Source organism: Actinokineospora auranticolor, from assembly GCF_002934265.1.
Lineage (GTDB): Bacteria > Actinomycetota > Actinomycetes > Mycobacteriales > Pseudonocardiaceae > Actinokineospora > Actinokineospora auranticolor.
The window spans coordinates 1-16,451 of record NZ_PTIX01000047.1 but is presented as its reverse complement, the minus strand read 5'-3'; the positions used below and the strand labels follow the sequence as shown (position 1 = coordinate 16,451).

The following is a 16,451-nucleotide window of genomic DNA, read 5'->3' as shown; positions in this document are numbered from 1 at the left end:
TGAAATAGAAGACCAACCGAGCAGGCAATGCGCGGGTCCGCTGTTCCCGACGCCAATACTGGTCAATGACCCGATCGACCAACTCCACCGGAAACGTCCGAGTCAGCACACCAACCGCAGCTCGGTCGGCCAGACCGCCGCCCTCGCGCACACCCAACCCAAGATCCACCACCGCAGGCTACAGCCCCGCCATGACCTAACCGACCGGCATTGGGCCTAGGCGGTCACGTGCGCCGAGCCAGCGAAACCGGCGGTGTCGCCGATCTCCAGCAGGATGCGGGCGGTGGTCCTGACCCCGATGTCGGGCACCCAGGTCAGGCCCTCGGCGAGAGGTGCGCGTCGTGTGCGCAATCCCCGGACGCGGTTGGCTATGCGAGTGGCCTCGTCGGCCAGGTCGTCATCGAACCCGACCAGGATCTCCAGCTCGACCAAGGCGTCCTCGCCGACGTCGACCGAGCGCAGCGAACGAGCCGAGTCGAGTCGACGATGACGAACGCGTCCCGCGCATCGGTCCTGGCCCGTCCCGAGTCGGGGTCCGCGAATCGCCGCATCGCCAACTCAGGCAGCCACCTTGTGCCTGGCCCGACCGCGACCGGCATGCCCCGATCGTCGCGGGCCTGCCCACCACGACCACCCCTGCCCCGTGCCGGGCGCCGGCCGAACAATGCCCACAACCTCGGTTCGCTCTAGAGCAGCGGCGCCGTGCGACCGCTTCCCCTCCGGCCGAGCCGGCCGCAAGTGTGATGAGAAGTCCAGGACCTCGGTACTGCTCAGCCACACGCCAGCCACGCACCCCTGCTGACACGAAGATCACCACCCCGACCCCGCACAAGCCCCCGCCCACCTCTGGGGGCACGGCCCTGCTCCAGTCTATCGGCGTTGGGGCTGCGGGAACGGGGCCGAGATTTCCTGTGGATGAGATCCAGGCATGTGGACAACCGCAACCGGCGCAGATGATCTTGGCGGGCGGCTACGCGTCGGGTTTGGTCGCGAGGTGGACGGTGGCGGCGCTGAGGATGAAGGTGTCGTCGCGGTGGACGATCCAGTCCGGGCCGTCCTCATCCAACAACCGGGTGACGGTGTCCCGGTCAGCCTGGGACAGCCGATCGCCCGCGATGGTGGCGAGGCCGTGCAACCAGTCGGCCACGGATCGGCGGACCGGTTCGGCCGCGGGAGCGGGGAGGTCGACCAGGTAGCTGAACGTCCCGGCCAGGTGGAGGCCGATGTCGCCGAGTGCCCGGTTCCACCCGACCGGGAGCCGGACAACACCACCGATCCCCGCCCGCATGTCCGCGAACCAGGCATCGCGGGCGGCCACCAGTCGGTCTTGCAGGCCGGGTTCACCAATACCCAGGTCCCACGGCAGGCAGCGGGTGTTCAGCCCACCCTCCCCCAGCGCCAACCAACCGCCCGGACGCAGCAGCGCGGCCAAACCCGTCAGGCCGACGATCTGGTTCGGCAGGTGGTGCACGATCCCGGACGCCCACACCAGGTCCGCCGCGGGCACCACGTCGACCAGGCCCGGGTCGGCCGCGTCGGCCAGGACGGGCACGACCTCTACCCGGTCCCCCGCCACCGCCCGCACCCGTTCGACCGCCGCCGCCTGCAGCTGGGGTACCGCGTCGACCAGCACGATCCGCCCGCCGCGGCGGGCGGCCAGGGCCGCGGCGAAAGCGGCCGCCATCCCGCCTGCGCCCGCCCCCACGTCGACCACGGTGGCGCCGTCGGGCAGCGGGTCCACGAGCCGCTGCGCGACCCAGGCACCCACCTCGGCCTTGGTGTCGTCGGCGCGGCGCATCGCCGCCAGCCGAACCGTCCAGTCGATCCCGTCGTGCGTGTGACTCGCCATGCGGGGAACCTAGAGGTTGCGCAGACCCGTCAGCACGCGACTCATGAACGCGACGTCCGGGGCGCCCTCGACCACGGCGTGCACCAGCAGCGCGCCCGCGTCGGCCAGGTCGCTGATCAGCACCCGCGCGACGCCGAGCGGGACCGGGATCAGCGCGGCGACCTCGGCGACCGACCGGGGCCGCGCGCACAGGTCCGTCACCACCCGGTGCTCCCAGGACCGCGCGGCGGTGGCGTCGACGGTCGACACCAGCGTCTCGACGGCCAGGTCGCCGCGGACGTGGGTGCGGCCGCGGGTCAGCGCGTAGGGGCGCACGAGCGCGTGCGACTCGGGCCGGTTCAGCCACTGCTCGTCCGTCAGCCGTTCCACCGGCGGCGACGGCTCGGGGACCGGCTCGACCTCGACCGTCGCCGAGTGCGCCTCGGCGGGCCCGAACAGGTCGACGGCCGACCGGAAGTAGCCGCTCGCCTCGGCGTGGGGCAGCGGGTCGTCGAACGGGTACGGCCGGGGCGGGCGCACACCGACCAGCCCGACGTCGGTCGGGGTGTCGGCTGGGAACAGGACGTCGTCCTCGTCGAAGGGGATGTCGAAGCGGGTACCCGCCTCGGCCGCGCGCCCGCGTCTACCGCCCGCGGCGCTCATGTCATCGCTGTACATCACCACGTCAGCCCCACAGCCGCGTCGTGGACAGGGCAGCCCACGGTAACCCGCGCCGCGTCCGGGTTGGCGGCTTCGTCGTCGCCTTGGTGTTTCTCCACCCGAACGGCCGAAGCCCGTCACCCCAGGTCGAGGTGACGGGCTCCGCGTTCCCCAGTGGAGAGCCGGTTACAGGTCGGCGGCGACGCGATCGGCGCGCCGTGCCGCCCACCTGGAAACCCGCTCCCAGCGCTTGGCCGCGCTCAGCCGGCGGACCAGGCGGTGCGTGCGCGCCGTCTGCTCCGCCTCGCGCGTTCGCGCTCTCGCGAGGTTTTCATACAGCAACATTTGCGGGGATCCCTCTGGCTTGAAGGCGTACATCGGTGTCTCGAACTGGGCGTTCACGCCGCGACCTCCTGTGCACGGGCGGCGTCGGTCGCCGCGTCCCTGGCAACGTCCTCCTTGCGCGGGCGACCACGGGGCCGCTTGCGCGCGATGACGACGCCGCGCTCGAAGATCTCGCCGCCCCACACGCCCCACGGCTCGTGCCGCGCGAGCGCCGAGGCCAGGCAGGCCGAGCGGACCGGGCAGTCGCCGCAGAGGCCCTTGGCGCGCTCGAGCTCGGCCGGGGTGTCGGCGAACCACAGGTCGGGGTTGTCACTGGAACGGCACGGCAGGTCCAACCCGGCCGAGGGAGCCGCGTCGAGCAGCTCGCTCACCCCGGAGCCCGGGGGTCCGAGGAGGTCCGAAAGCGCTCCGCTGGTCAGCGGAGCGGTGGCGGTTGACATGGTCTTGAACTCCTGGTGTGTGGTCTGAACTGGGAAAACCATTGATTTGTGACGTTGTTGGGCAAACAAAAAGGCCGCGGTCTCCGGTGTCGGAGTCCGCGGCCTCAGGGCCAGGAGTTCTTGACGGCGCGTCAAGTCCTCCAGCCTGAGGCTGCGGACGGCTTGCTCTCGACCTGGACAAAATCGATGCCACGGGCGTACGTCAGGGCGGTTAGATCCGCCGTGACGGTCGTGTTGTTGTGCGACGTCGCGTTCGGGCCTTCGGTGAACACACCGGTGCCCTGGAAGGTTGCGACTCGCTCACGCCACGCCCCAGGCCGCACAGCGACCTGGACCCCGCACGCGGCAAGACCCCGGGACGGCAAGGAGCCACCTGGGATCAGCGTCATCTGGTTGCTGCGCACGGGGGCCACCTCCCTCTCAGGAGTCTCGAAGTCGTCTTGGAAGTCTTGTCGGGCACTTCGTGCCCGGCCATTGCAGGTTATTGGCCCTTGCGGAGGCCGTGCAACCGATTTTCCAGATGTTCAGGTGACGACGGTCACACTTCGTCCGAACGGGGGGCGCCCGTCACCAGCCCGAGCACCTCGTCCCCGAATTTGTCCAGCTTGGCGGCCCCGATGCCGGAAATCGACACGAGCGCGGCCCGGTCCGCCGGACGTTGTTCGGCGATCGCCAGCAGGGTGGCGTCGGTGAAGATCACGTACGCGGGCACCCGCAGCCCCTTCGACCGCTCGACCCGCCACTCGCGCAGCCGCTCCAGCAGCCCCTGGTCGACCTCGGCCGGGCAGCTCTCGCAGCGCCCCAGCTTGATCGGCATGGTGCCGACCAGCTTGTCCCCGCACACCCGGCAGTAGCGGACCGGGTTCATCCCGCGCCCCATCGCCTGCCGCGGCGGCTCCGACCGGCGCGCCGCCACCCGCGCGGCCGGGTGGTTCTCCGGGATCAGCCCGTAGAGGAACCGGCTGCGCCTGCGGTAGCGCGCGCCGCCCTCGGTGCGCGCGAGCGACCAGGACAACGACAGGTGCTCGCGGGCCCGGGTGACGCCGACGTAGAGCAGCCGCCGCTCCTCCTCGATGGCCACGTCGTCGCCGTCCGCGTGCTGGATCGGCATGGTGCCGTCGACCAGCCCGACGAGGAACACCGCGTCCCACTCCAGGCCCTTCGCCGCGTGCAACGACGCCAGCGTCACGCCCTCCACCGTCGGCGGGTGCTGGGCCTGCGCCCGCTGGTCGAGCTCGGCGGCGTAGCGCGGCAGGTCCGCGTCCGGCACCGTCGACGCCAGCTCCTCGGCCAACTCGACCAGGGCCAGCAGCGACTCCCACCGCTCCCGCGCCGTCCCGCCCGCGGGCGGCTCGTCGGTGAGGCCGAGCGGCACGAGCACCGCCCGTACCAGCGCGGGCAGGTCGCCGCCGCCCGGCGCGTTGACCGCCGCCGTGCGCACCGCGGCCATCGCCTGCCGCACCTCCTGCCTGGCGAAGAACCGCTCCCCGCCGCGCACCAGGTACGGCACGTCCACCTGGGCCAGCGCCTGCTCGAAGACCTCGGACTGGGCGTTGATCCGGTAGAGCACGGCGATCTCGCTCAGCGGCGTGCCCGCGTCGACCAGCTCCTTGACCCGCCCGGCGACCGCCGCGGCCTCCGCGGGCTCGTCGTCGAACTCGGCGAAGCGCGGATCCGGGCCCTTGGGCCGCTGCCCGACCAGCCGCAGCCGGGACCCGGCGGGCCGGTCGCGGGCCGCGCTGATGACCTGGTTGGCCAGCGACACGACCTCGGGCGTGGACCGGTAGTCGCGTTCCAGCCGGACGACCGTGGCCTCCGGGAAGCGGCGGCCGAAGTCCAGCAGCGGGCGCGGCGAGGCGCCCGCGAACGAGTAGATGGTCTGGTTGGCGTCGCCGACCACGGTCAGGTCGTCGCGGCGGCCGAGCCAGGCGTCGAGCACGCGCTGCTGCAGCGGGGTGACGTCCTGGTACTCGTCGACGACGAAGCACCGGTACCGGTCGCGGAACTCCTCGGCGACCTCGCTGTGCTCCTCCAGCGCGGCGGCGGTGTGCAGCAGCAGGTCGTCGAAGTCGAGCAGCCGCGCGGCGGTCTTGAGCGACTCGTACCCGGCGTAGACCTTCGCCACCAGCTCGGCCGTCGCCGGGGTGTCGCGGCGCGCCCTGGCCACCTCGGCCGGGTAGTCCTCCGGCGCGATCAGCGACGCCTTGGCCCACTCGATCTCGCCTGCCAGGTCGCGCAGGGTGTCGCGCTCGGTGCCCACCCCGGCCCGGTGCGCGGCCTGCCCGACCAGCCGCAGCTTCCCGTCCAGCAGGTCCCACGGCGCGTCGCCGACGACCCGCGGCCAGAAGTAGCGCAGCTGGCGCAGCGCGGCGGCGTGGAACGTGCGCGCCTGCGCGGCGTGGATGTCCATCGCGCGCAGCCGGGTGCGCATCTCCCCCGCCGCCCGCGCGGTGAACGTGACCGCCAGGACCTGCCCCGCCGCCACGTGCCCGGAGTGGATCAGGTACCCGATCCGGGTGACGATCGTGCGGGTCTTGCCGGTGCCCGCCCCCGCGAGCACGCACACCGGGCCCCGGGGGGCGGTCACGGCGGCGAGCTGGTCCGGGTCGAGCCCGGCGAGCAGGGAGGAGGGTCCGCCGGTCATGCGGAGCATCCTTACAGAGCGCGGGCACCAACCGGGGGACGGCGCCCCGTATCCTGGTGGTTATGGCTGACAAGCAGGACAAAGCGGCAGCCGCCGCGGCGAAGAAAGAGCGCAAGGCGGCCTCCAAGGCCAAGCGCGGCCAGATCTTCCAGGCGTTCACCATGCAGCGCAAGGAAGACAAGGGCCTGATCCCCTGGATGCTCGGCGCCCTGCTGGTCATCACCGGCGTGGTGTTCGGCATCGGCTGGCTGCTGGGCATCCAGTGGTTCCTGCTGCCGGTCGGCATCATGTTCGGCCTGCTCGCCGCGCTGGTGATCTTCGGCCGCCGGGTGCAGCGCACGGTCTACGGCAAGGCCGACGGCCAGCCCGGCGCCGCGGCGTGGGCGCTGGAGAACATGCGCGGCCGCTGGCGGGTCACCCCCACGGTCGCGGGCACCACCCAGCTCGACGCGGTGCACCGGGTGATCGGCCGACCCGGCGTCATCCTGGTCGCCGAGGGCGCCCCGCACCGGGTGAAGACGCTGCTCGCCCAGGAGAAGAAGCGGATCTCCCGGCTGGTCGGCGACACCCCGATCTACGACGTCGTCGTCGGCAACGAGGAGGGTCAGGTCGGCCTGCGGCACCTGCAGCGGCACCTGATGAAGCTCCCCAACAACCTGCGTCCCGCGCAGATCGACGGCGTGGAGAAGCGCCTGGCCGCGATCGCGACCCGGGGCGCCGCGCTGCCCAAGGGCCCGATGCCCGCGGGCGCGAAGATGCGCAACGTGCAGCGCGCGATGCGCCGCCGCTAGTCCCCCGACGCTCGTCAGCCTGCCCGGTCCGCCTCGCCCGGGCCGGGCTTTTTCACACCTGCCGCTCGGCCAGGTGCACGGCGTTGGCGACCGGGGTGAACCCGACGCGGCAGTAGACGCGGTCGGCGGTGGGGTCGCCGGGGGTCAGCCAGGTCAGGGTGGCGCCGCCGAGCTCGGCGGCCAGCCGCACGGCGTGCGCGGTGACCAGGGCGCCCAGTCCTCGGCCGCGGTGGGCCTCGGCGGTGGCGACGCCGACTATCTCGGTGACGCCGTCGGCGACCTGGGTCCAAGAGGCCACAGCCACCGGTTCACCGGCTATCCGGGCCAGCACCGAACCACCGTCGACGGGCTCCGGGGCCGGTCCGGCGGGCGCGGCGCCGGGCATGCCGAAGGCCGCGGCCGCCACCTCGGCACCCGCGACCAGATCGGCTTCCGCGCGCACGTGCACCAACTCCACACCGTGCGACGGCTGGCGCGGAACGACCGCCTCCGCCGGGTCCAGGACCAGCAGCGGGACGCTCGCCGAGATCTCGAACCCCGCGACGACCAGCAGCTCGACCGCGCCCGGACAGGCCTGCGTGATCAGCTCGAAGCGCAGCCCGCCCGGCGGGAAGACCCCGCGCAGCACCTCGACCGACTCGGCCACCGCGACCGCGTCGGCAACCGGGTCACCGGGGTGCGTGGCGACCGCGTACGACAGGTAGTCGGGCGCGCCGACCGCCAGCAGCCCGGCGAACGGCCCGGCGCGGACCACCCGGCGAGCGCGGCTCAGGCCCGCGAGCTGGGCGTCGGCGATCCGGACGGCGGTGGATCCCGGTGATTCGGCGTTCGGCACGCGCGGACAGTAGCCAACCGGCGGTCCGGGCGCGCGGCATTATTCGGTCACCCGGACGTGGGCGGCGTCGACCGGGTCGGGTCGGTCGCGGTGACCGGCCGTGGTCAGCGGGTGCGGAGCACGATCGTGCCGACCAGCCGGTCGTGCAGGCCGCGACCGTCCTTGTCGGTGATCCCGGCGGGCAGGACGAACGCGGTGAGGACCGTGCGCGGGATGACCCGGTGCGGACCGATCAGCGCGGTGCCGTCCATGCGCACCACCCGCAGCCCCAGCAGCACCTTGCCCGGCGTGAACCCGGTGAGCGAGGTGCCGACCACGGTGATGAGGAACCAGACGAGGATCGCGAGGTAGTTGAACCGCCACATCTCCGACTGGTCACCGCTGTAGTCGGGGCGGATGAACAGCGACGTCACCAGGGACGACAGCACCAGGTCGATGGCGTAGGCGCCCAACCGGATGCCGTTGGACGCGACCGAGCCCGCACCGCGCTCCGGCAGCCCGAGGCGCTCACCGCGGTAGCGGACGGGGCCGTCGGTCGGCTCGATGGCCGCGCCGGGGCCGGACAGCCAGGTTCCGGTCCATCTGCTCACCGCACCAGGGTAGGCCGGTGGCCGCACGAGGTGCCCCCGGGGCGTCCGGCCGGCATGCTCTGCCAGGGCCGGACCGAGGTGTGTCGGTCGCCACGGGGTGTCGTTAACACCAGCGAAACATCCGGGTAGCGGTCGGGCAACACCGTACTCATAGCGTCATCACCGAGCGGGCACCGCGGTTCGACTGCCCACTCGCGCGGTGGGCCGGTCAAGGTCCTGCGAGCAGACGAAGGAGTAACCCAGCGTGTTCAACTCTCCCGACGAGGTCTTGCGCTTCATCGCCGACGAGGGCGTGAAGTTCGTCGATGTCCGGTTCTGCGACCTGCCGGGCGTCATGCAGCACTTCACCCTCCCCGCCGACGCCTTCGACGAGGACGCGTTCACCGAGGGCCTGGCCTTCGACGGCTCGTCCGTGCGCGGCTTCCAGTCGATCCACGAGTCGGACATGCTGCTGCTGCCCGACCCGTACACCGCGCGCATCGACCCGTTCCGGATCGAGAAGACGCTGATCCTGAACTTCTTCGTGCACGACCCGTTCACCCGCGAGGCCTACACCCGCGACCCGCGCAACATCGCGCGCAAGGCCGAGCAGTACATCGCCGAGTCCGGCTTCGCCGACACCGCGTACTTCGGCCCCGAGGCGGAGTTCTACATCTTCGACTCGGTCCGCTTCGACTACACCGAGAACGGCTCGTTCCACGAGATCGACTCGGTCGAGGGCTGGTGGAACACCGGCGCCGACGAGCCCGGCGGCAACAAGGGCTACAAGACCCGCTTCAAGGGCGGTTACTTCCCCGTCCCGCCGGTCGACCACTTCGCCGACCTGCGCGACCAGATGGTGCTGAACATGCAGGGCCTCGACTTCAAGGTCGAGCGCGCGCACCACGAGGTCGGCACCGGCGGCCAGACCGAGATCAACTACCGGTTCAACACGCTGCTGCACGCCGCGGACGACCTGCAGCTGTTCAAGTACGTCATCAAGAACACCGCGTGGCACGCCGACAAGTCGGTCACCTTCATGCCCAAGCCGCTCTTCGGTGACAACGGCTCCGGCATGCACGTGCACTCGTCGCTGTGGAAGGACGGCAAGCCGCTGTTCCACGACGAGTCCGGCTACGCGGGCCTGTCCGACACCGCCCGGCACTACATCGGCGGTCTGCTGGCGCACGCCCCGTCGCTGCTGGCCTTCACCAACCCGACGGTGAACTCCTACCACCGCCTGGTCCCCGGCTACGAGGCCCCGGTCAGCCTGGTCTACTCCCAGCGCAACCGCTCCGCCTGCGTGCGCATCCCGATCACCGGCAACAACGCCAAGGCCAAGCGCGTCGAGTTCCGCTGCCCCGACTCGTCGGGCAACCCGTACCTGGCCTTCGCCGCCATCGTGATGGCAGGCCTGGACGGCGTGAAGAACAAGATCGAGCCCCCGGCCCCGATCGACAAGGACCTCTACGAGCTGCCCCCGGAGGAGGCCAAGGAGGTCGCGCAGGTCCCCGCGTCGCTGGGTGACGTGCTCAACGCCCTCGAGGCCGACCACGACTACCTCCTCGAAGGCGGCGTCTTCACCCCGGACGTCATCGAGACCTGGGTCGCCTTCAAGCGCGAGCACGAGATCGACCCGCTCCGCCTGCGCCCCCACCCGTACGAGTTCGGTCTCTACTACGACGTGTGATCGGCTACCGGGCCTGACCCGGTAGACCGCGCCGACGGCCGGTTCCACTGCCCAGTGGAACCGGCCGTTTTCGTATGCGCGGCTAATCGGTGGACCGCGGGTTACACCTCGCGTCGAAGCCCGGTCAGCCCTGCTTCGGTGGTGGCCATGGGAACTCGGCACCGTGGACCACCCGTTCGGCGGGCCCTGGTCCCGGCCCGGATTGGTCCAGTCCACCACGGCCCGGTTGCCGCGCACCGTCCCCGGACTCGGGTCCCCGGGAGCTTTGTCCCCCGATCAGGTGGATCACCCGATCCGCCCGCGGCCTGGAGCTGGGTGGGGTCCAGTGTTCTCCGAATCGAGACCTCACGCGGGATTCCCTTGCCGGGGCGCCAAGCCTTACGCTCCCGCGCACCACGTCCGCGCAGGTCTCGTTCGGACGTTCCCGTGTGGTGCTCGACCCTCCACGCACGACCCCCCTCTTCCGTTCTCGACCGAGGAACCGCCATGTTCGCACCCCTTGATCCCGCGCGCGTCGAACGCCTCAAGACGGCTTACTCCGCGCGCAACCTCGATCGCGGAGCCTGCCTGACCCTCGTCCACCACAGCGATCACCAACCGCGGCACGGCGACCTCGTGCTGGCCGAGGTGACCAAGGTCGGCTACCACCAGGTGCTGGAGCTGACCGACGGCCGCAAGGCCAAGCTGTACGTGGGCGACGAGATGCTCGCCGCCTACGGCGCCCGCTACGCCCCCGACCACTTCGAGGCCGAGCTGCCCGACGACCTCGGCGCGTGCGACCTGGTCGCGGCGGGCGGTGTGCTGGGCAAGGTCCGAAGCCGCAACGCGGCGGTGAGCGCGCCGACGACCGTGCGCCCGTTGGGGCTGGTCGGCGACGAGAACGGCCAGGTGCTCAACGTGTCCGACCTGGCGCTGGGCGCACCGCTGCCCGCGCTGCGCAAGCCGCCGACGTTCGTCGTGGTGGGCACGTCGATGAACTCGGGCAAGACCACCACCTGCGCCTCCCTGGTGCACGGCCTGACCAGGGCCGGGCTGCGGGTCGGCGCGGCCAAGCTGACCGGCACCGCGGCGGGCGGCGACCCGTGGCTGTTCCGCGACTCGGGCGCCGTCGCCGCGCTGGACTTCACCGACGCGGGCATGGCCACCACCTTCCGCATCCCGGTGGAGCGCCTGGTGACCAGTTCCCTGCTGCTGCACGGGCACCTGATGGCCCGCGGCGTGGACGCGATCGTCCTGGAGATCGCCGACGGCCTGCTCCAACCGGAAACCGCGCAGCTGCTCGACCGCCCCGAGATCCGCCGCATCACCAGTGGCGTCCTGTTCTCCGCCGCGGACTCCTCCGGCGCCCTCTACGGAGTCCAGCGCCTGCGCGCGGGCAACCACCCGGTGCTGGCGGTGAGCGGCCTGCTCACCGCCTCCCCCTTGGCGATCCGCGAGGCGCAGGCCGGTTTGGACGTCCCGGTGTACGGGCCGCTGGACCTGCAATCACCCGCCCTGGCAGGCGAACTCCTGCGTCGCGCGATCGCCGAGTCGGCCGAGGTCCCCCAACTGGAGGCGGGCGAGGTCCTGGCCTAGTCGCCGGGCTGGACGGCACCGAGGTCGAACCCGAACCGGGCCAACGCGGCCCTCGGGTCGGCGACCAGCTTGCGCGCGCCGAGGTCCATCAGCCCGAGCAGGCAGGTGATCTCGGCGGCCACGGTGCCGTCCACCCTGGTGATGTTCGAGTCGACGTTGAAGGTCTTGCCGGGACCGAACTTGACGGCCAGGTCGACGTCCACCACGTCACCGCCGCGCAGCTCGCGGCGGAAGTTGATCGTCGAGGTCAGCATCACGGGCCCGAACCCCGAGGAGATCAGCCGGTCCCACGAGCACCCGGCGGCGGCGAACCCCTCGACCCGGGCCACCTCGGCGTACTGGTGGTACACGGCGTGGTTGAGGTGGCCGAGGCTGTCGAGCTCGTAGCTACGCACCGGAATGCGAACGCTCCAGGTCATTACCGAACAGTAGCCTCGGGATCGGCCTGGAACACCCCGCAGGTGAGCCACGCCTCAACCCTCCACCGAGCCCCCAGCGCCTCACCCGCACACGCGAGGCCAGCCAAGAACTGCCCCTCGTGCTCGTCGGTCAAGGACTGCCATTCCGCCCCGCATGCCCCACCCCACAGCTGAATCGACCGCCCCAACACCAGCGGGAGATCCGCGCAACGAGGGCACCATCAGCAGCCCCGTCCTTGGCGGACCACGACGCCTCACCACGAGGCCAAGTCAAGCGGGGTCGCGAACGAAGCACAGCCCACACCATCCAGCACCCTCCACCACTACCGACCGTCGCCGCGGCCCGGTCGCTGCGCAGGCACGAGCTGCTGCGGATCGCGTGCGCGGACCTGCTCGGTTTCACCGACGTGCTGCTGGGGGCAGCAGGCCGATCAGCAGCTCTTGCGACCAGCCAGCCCCCACCCGGAACCGCGCGAGGTCAACTACCCGCGCTGCGGGAGGGATGTCGAGTTCGGCGGCCCCCTGCGGGCGTCCGTCGCACTTCATGGCTCTCAGCTCGCCATGCCCTGAATGAACCCGCCCCAACGCCAGCGAGGGGTCCCCTGGAAAAGGGAACCCCTATTTCTCAATTCTACCGAGAACGGCCGCCGCGCCGGGGCGGGCGAGAGCTCGCCTGTGGACAACTCAGTCGTAGAAGACGTGCTCGACTACGGCGCGGGCGTGGCGGGTGGTGCGGCGGTAGTCGTCGAGGAATTGGCCTGGGTCTTTGGTCAGTTCGGTGCCCATGGCGGCGGCTACGGCGGCCAGTTCCCGGCCGTGGGTGGGGAGTTGGTCGGCCTGCTTGCCCCGCACCAGGGTCGCCGCGTTGCGGACCCGGGTGGCCAGGAGCCAGGCCGAGCGCAGTGCCTCGGCGTCGTCGGGGGTGAGCAGGTCGGCGGCGACCGCCGCGGCCAGACCGTCCATGGTGGAGGTCGTGCGCAGGTCGGGTACGGCGTGCGCGTTGCGCAGCTGGATGAGCTGCACGGTCCACTCGATGTCGGCGAGCCCGCCGCGGCCGAGCTTGGTGTGCGTGGCCGGGTCGGCGCCGCGCGGCAACCGCTCGGTGTCCACCCGGGCCTTGATCCGCCGGATCTCCCGCACCTGCGCGGCGTCCAGACCGCCCCCGGGGTACCGGATCGGGTCGATCATCGCGATGAACCGGGCCCCCAGCTCCGCGTCACCGGCGACCGGGCGCGCCCGCAGCAGCGCCTGCGCCTCCCACACCTCACCCCACTGGGCGTAGTACGCGCGGTAGGACTCGAGCGTGCGCACGATCGGCCCCTGCCTGCCCTCCGGCCGCAGGTCGACGTCCACCTGCAACGGCGGGTCCTGGCTCGGCGAACCCAGCAGCTTGCGCACCGCCTGGGCGACCCGACCGGCGTACTTGAGCGCGTCCTCGTCGGACACCCCCGGCGCGGGCTGGCAGACGAACATGACGTCGGCGTCGGAGCCGTACCCCAGCTCGCTGCCGCCGAGCCTGCCCATCCCGATCACCGCGACGGTCGCCAGGTGACCCCCCGCCGCCGCGGCCTCCGCCCGGTCGACGGCTTCCAGCGAGGCCTGCAGCACCGCGCCCCACACGCTCGACAGCCCCGCGCACACCGTCAGCACGTCGGTGAAGCCGAGCAGGTCCGCGCACGCGATCCGCAGGAGCTCGTGCCTGCGCAGCGACCGGGCCGCGGCGACGGCGTTGCCGAGGTACCCGTGCCTGCGCACCGCCGCGCGCAGCGACCCCGCCACCTCGGCCGGGTCGCGCGAGGTCAGCTCCTTGGGGTCGCCCAGCATCCGCAGCACCTCGGGCGCGCGCACCACCAGGTCGGGCACGAACCTCGACGTGCCGAGCAGGGTCGCCAGCCGCTCGGCGACGGCACCCTCGTCGCGCAGCACGCGCAGGTACCAGGGCGTGCCGGACAGCGCCTCGGACACCTTGCGGTACGCCAGCAGGCCGCCGTCCGGGTCGGGGGTGTTGCCGAGCAGGTCGAGCAGCACCGGCAGCAGCGCGGACTGGATCGCCGCGCGCCGCGACACGCCCTCGGTGAGCGCCTTGATGTGCTGGAGCGCGCCCTGCGGGGAGAGGTAGCCGAGCGCGGCGAGCCGGGCGTGCGCCTCCTCGGTGGTCAGCCGCAGCGCCTCGGTCGGCACGCGGGAGACCGCCTCCAGCAGCGGGCGGTAGAACAGCTTCTCGTGCAACCGCCGGATCCGGTTGGCGTGCCTGCGGAAGTCCGACTGCAGCACCTGGGCGGCGGTGCGGCCGCGCTCGGGCCCGATGCCGCTGGCCCGGGCCAGCCAGCGCAGCTCGTCGGTCTCCTGGTCGGCCGGGAACAGGTGCGTGCGGCGCAGCCGCTGCAGCTGGAGCCGGTGCTCGAGGGTGCGCAGGAACCGGTACGAGTCGGCGAGTTCGGCGGAGTCGGTGCGGCCGACGTACCCGCCCGCGCCGAGCGCGGCCAGGGCGTCCACAGTGGAGCCGAGGCGCAGCAGCTCGTCGGTGCGACCGTGCACCAGTTGCAGCAGCTGCACGGCGAACTCGACGTCGCGCAGCCCGCCGCGGCCCAGCTTCAGCTCGCGGTCGACGAGTTCGGACGGCACGTGGTCCTCGACGCGCCTGCGCATGGCCTGCACCTCGGGGACGAAGTTGTCCCGGTTCGCGGCGTGCCAGACCATCGGGCTCACGGTGTCGAGGTAGCCCTGGCCCAGTTCCGCGTCACCCGCGACCGGCCGCGCCTTGAGCAGGGCCTGGAACTCCCAGGTCTTGGCCCAGCGCTTGTAGTAGGTGCCGTGTCCGTCGAGGGTGCGGACCAGGGCGCCGTTGCGGCCCTCGGGGCGCAGGTTCGCGTCGACCTCGAAGCAGGCCTCGCCCGCGACCCGCATGAGCGCGCTGGCGACCCGCGTCGCCACCGCGAGGTCCCCGTCGCCGACGAAGACGACGTCGACGTCGCTGACGTAGTTCAGTTCCTGGCCACCGCACTTGCCCATCGCGATGACCGCGACCCGCGCCGAACCCGAGCTGCCGCTCTCCGCCCAGGCCACGGCGAGCGCCGCCCGCAATGCGGCGTCGGCCAGTTCGCTGAGCTGGCGGGCTATCTCGTCGTAGGTGAACCGGGCGGCGGTGGACTCGACGACGTGGCCGAGGTCGTCGGCGGCGACCTCCATCAGCAGTCCGCGGTAGGCGGCCTTGAGCCTGCGCACGGCGTCGGCGCCCCGCACCTTGGCGACGCGGTGGTCGCCTTCGGCTTCCACCGCCTCGTAGAGGGCCTGGGTGTAGTGCTCCACCGGGGTGCCGCCGCCGTCGAGCCTGCGCCACTGCCCGGGGTGCGCGGCGAGGAAGTCGGTGAACGCGCTGGACGAGCCGAGCACTGCGATCAGCCGCCCCCGCAGCCTGCGGTCGGTCTCCAGAGCGTCGCGCAGTTCCGGCCAGCTGTCCGGCGCGGACTCCCGGATGCGGTCCAGGCCGCGCAGGGCCAGGTCCGGGTCCGGGGTGCGGGACAGGGCGGTGAGGATGACCTCGTGCTGGGGCCCCGAGTCACCCCACAGCCCGGCGGCCCGCAGGTCCTGCTCGGCGCGCGGGTCGGTGAGCCCGAACCGGGCTGCGGACGAGATCGATCGGGCGCGGTCAGCCATGGCGTCAGATCATCGGGAGCTGCGGCCGGGAGCTTTCGACCGGCGCGAGTTCGCCGCGCGCCAATCCCACGAACCGCGCCACGAACGGCTTCCAGACTTCCTCGACATCGGCGTGCAGTTCGGCCAGCCGCTCGGTTTCGAGATCCCCTGGCCTGGCGAACTCGGCCGCTTCCGGATCGTCTTCCGCCCAGGAGAGCAAGAGGTCCGGGGTGGTCTCGATGTGGAACTGGAGCCCGTAGGCCGTGGCCCCGACGCGGAAGGCCTGGTTGGGGTAGCGGGTCGCGGAGGCGAGCAGGGCCCCGTCGACCGGGAGCCGGGAAATGACGTCCCGGTGGAACTGGATGACATCCGGCATGAGCGGCAGGTCGGCGAAGAGCGGATCGGCCCAACCCAGGTCGCGTTTGGCGACCAGGCCGCTGCCAACCTCGGGTCCATCGGCACCGGGCTCAACCACACCGCCGGTGGCGACCGCGAGGAGCTGGGCACCGAGCGAGATGGCCAGCACCGGCGTCCGGTTGGTGACGCAGGTGCTGAGGAGCCTGCGGACAGCTGCCAGCCACGGGTGGCCGATGACGTCGTTGGCACCCATCGGACCACCGAGACACACGACAGCTCGGTAGTCGTCCGGGACAGGTTCTCGGTCGGGTCGGACGATCCGCGGGTCGGCCCCGGCGTCGACCAGCCAGTCGGCCAGGCGCGCGGGCGGAGCGGAGTCGTCGAGCTGGAGCACCAGAACTCGTACCGAGGTCACTGGTGCAGCGTATGCCAGTGACCTGGCCTCGGCTCCGCCGAGGCGAGCAAGATCGCCCGCAGGCAGCCGTCAGCCGCTTCAGCACCCGAAAACCGAAAAGACCCGGAAATGGCGATAGCCCCCTCACCGAAGTGAGGGGGCTATCGCGAAAATGAGTCCGGCGGCGTCCTACTCTCCCACACCCTCACGAGTGCAGTACCATCGGCGCTGGTGGGCTTAGCTTCCGGGTTCGGGATGGGACCGGGCG

Annotated in this window: 16 protein-coding genes and 1 rRNA gene; 3 read left to right on the top strand and 14 right to left on the bottom strand. The window is 71.8% G+C overall.

From position 1 onward, the window contains the following. From CLV40_RS40170 to CLV40_RS36560, 8 genes are all read right to left on the bottom strand, one after another. Positions 1 to 109 (bottom strand): transposase domain-containing protein (locus tag CLV40_RS40170; protein ID WP_281261684.1); only part of this gene is annotated, 109 nt, incomplete at its 3' end. Positions 110 to 216: 107 nt separating this feature from the next. Next, the gene (locus tag CLV40_RS40980; protein WP_104483627.1) at positions 217 to 432 is read right to left on the bottom strand and encodes a hypothetical protein; all 216 of its coding nucleotides are present in this window, start codon (positions 430 to 432) and stop codon (positions 217 to 219) included. A gap of 538 nt (positions 433 to 970) precedes the next feature. Next, positions 971 to 1,849 (bottom strand): methyltransferase, encoded by an 879-nt coding sequence (locus tag CLV40_RS36580; RefSeq protein ID WP_104483626.1) that lies wholly within the window; start codon positions 1,847 to 1,849, stop codon positions 971 to 973. 9 nt (positions 1,850 to 1,858) lie between these two features. Further along, positions 1,859 to 2,491, bottom strand: a complete 633-nt coding sequence (locus CLV40_RS36575) for a DUF742 domain-containing protein (RefSeq protein WP_104483628.1) — start codon at positions 2,489 to 2,491, stop codon at positions 1,859 to 1,861. Positions 2,492 to 2,674: 183 nt separating this feature from the next. Further along, on the bottom strand, positions 2,675 to 2,890 hold the full coding sequence (locus tag CLV40_RS36570) for a hypothetical protein (RefSeq protein WP_104483625.1): 216 nt from the start codon (positions 2,888 to 2,890) through the stop codon (positions 2,675 to 2,677). Beyond that, positions 2,887 to 3,273 carry a WhiB family transcriptional regulator gene (locus CLV40_RS36565; RefSeq protein WP_104483624.1) on the bottom strand — a complete coding sequence of 129 codons (387 nt, stop codon included), beginning with the start codon at positions 3,271 to 3,273 and terminating at the stop codon, positions 2,887 to 2,889. Before CLV40_RS36565 ends, CLV40_RS36570 begins: the two co-directional genes overlap by 4 nt. Positions 3,274 to 3,404: 131 nt before the next feature. Then, the gene (locus tag CLV40_RS37620) at positions 3,405 to 3,677 is read right to left on the bottom strand and encodes a hypothetical protein (RefSeq protein WP_146108415.1); all 273 of its coding nucleotides are present in this window, start codon (positions 3,675 to 3,677) and stop codon (positions 3,405 to 3,407) included. A 134-nt stretch (positions 3,678 to 3,811) separates the two neighbouring features. Continuing rightward, entirely contained in the window at positions 3,812 to 5,917 is a 2,106-nt protein-coding gene (locus CLV40_RS36560) for an ATP-dependent DNA helicase UvrD2 (protein WP_104483623.1), read from the bottom strand. Positions 5,918 to 5,979: 62 nt separating this feature from the next. Here CLV40_RS36560 and CLV40_RS36555 point away from each other — a divergent pair, with 62 nt between their 5' ends. Beyond that, positions 5,980 to 6,708: a DUF4191 domain-containing protein gene (locus tag CLV40_RS36555; protein ID WP_104483622.1), complete on the top strand. Its 729-nt coding sequence runs from the start codon at positions 5,980 to 5,982 to the stop codon at positions 6,706 to 6,708. 52 nt (positions 6,709 to 6,760) lie between these two features. Here the strand turns inward: CLV40_RS36555 and CLV40_RS36550 are convergent, their stop codons facing one another. Together CLV40_RS36550 and CLV40_RS36545 are read right to left on the bottom strand one after the other, a co-directional pair. Next, positions 6,761 to 7,543 carry a GNAT family N-acetyltransferase gene (locus tag CLV40_RS36550; protein WP_104483621.1) on the bottom strand — a complete coding sequence of 261 codons (783 nt, stop codon included), beginning with the start codon at positions 7,541 to 7,543 and terminating at the stop codon, positions 6,761 to 6,763. Positions 7,544 to 7,647: 104 nt separating this feature from the next. Continuing rightward, a complete protein-coding gene (locus CLV40_RS36545; RefSeq protein ID WP_104483620.1) occupies positions 7,648 to 8,133 on the bottom strand; it encodes an RDD family protein in 486 nt (161 codons plus the stop codon). 244 nt (positions 8,134 to 8,377) lie between these two features. Here CLV40_RS36545 and glnA point away from each other — a divergent pair, with 244 nt between their 5' ends. After that, entirely contained in the window at positions 8,378 to 9,802 is a 1,425-nt protein-coding gene (gene glnA, locus CLV40_RS36540; protein WP_104483619.1) for a type I glutamate--ammonia ligase, read from the top strand. A 486-nt stretch (positions 9,803 to 10,288) separates the two neighbouring features. Further along, the gene (locus tag CLV40_RS36535) at positions 10,289 to 11,377 is read left to right on the top strand and encodes a P-loop NTPase family protein (RefSeq protein ID WP_104483618.1); all 1,089 of its coding nucleotides are present in this window, start codon (positions 10,289 to 10,291) and stop codon (positions 11,375 to 11,377) included. Here the strand turns inward: CLV40_RS36535 and CLV40_RS36530 are convergent. From CLV40_RS36530 to rrf, 4 genes are all read right to left on the bottom strand, one after another. After that, entirely contained in the window at positions 11,374 to 11,796 is a 423-nt protein-coding gene (locus CLV40_RS36530; protein ID WP_104483617.1) for an acyl-CoA thioesterase, read from the bottom strand. The genes CLV40_RS36535 and CLV40_RS36530 overlap by 4 nt on opposite strands. Before the next feature lie 684 nt (positions 11,797 to 12,480). After that, complete coding sequence (locus tag CLV40_RS36520; RefSeq protein ID WP_104483615.1) at positions 12,481 to 15,453, bottom strand: bifunctional [glutamine synthetase] adenylyltransferase/[glutamine synthetase]-adenylyl-L-tyrosine phosphorylase; 2,973 nt, start codon at positions 15,451 to 15,453, stop codon at positions 12,481 to 12,483. A gap of 4 nt (positions 15,454 to 15,457) precedes the next feature. Beyond that, on the bottom strand, positions 15,458 to 16,204 hold the full coding sequence (locus CLV40_RS36515; protein ID WP_104483614.1) for a type 1 glutamine amidotransferase: 747 nt from the start codon (positions 16,202 to 16,204) through the stop codon (positions 15,458 to 15,460). A 155-nt stretch (positions 16,205 to 16,359) separates the two neighbouring features. Beyond that, positions 16,360 to 16,451: ribosomal RNA gene (rrf, locus tag CLV40_RS36510) — 5S ribosomal RNA — on the bottom strand; the annotation flags it as partial.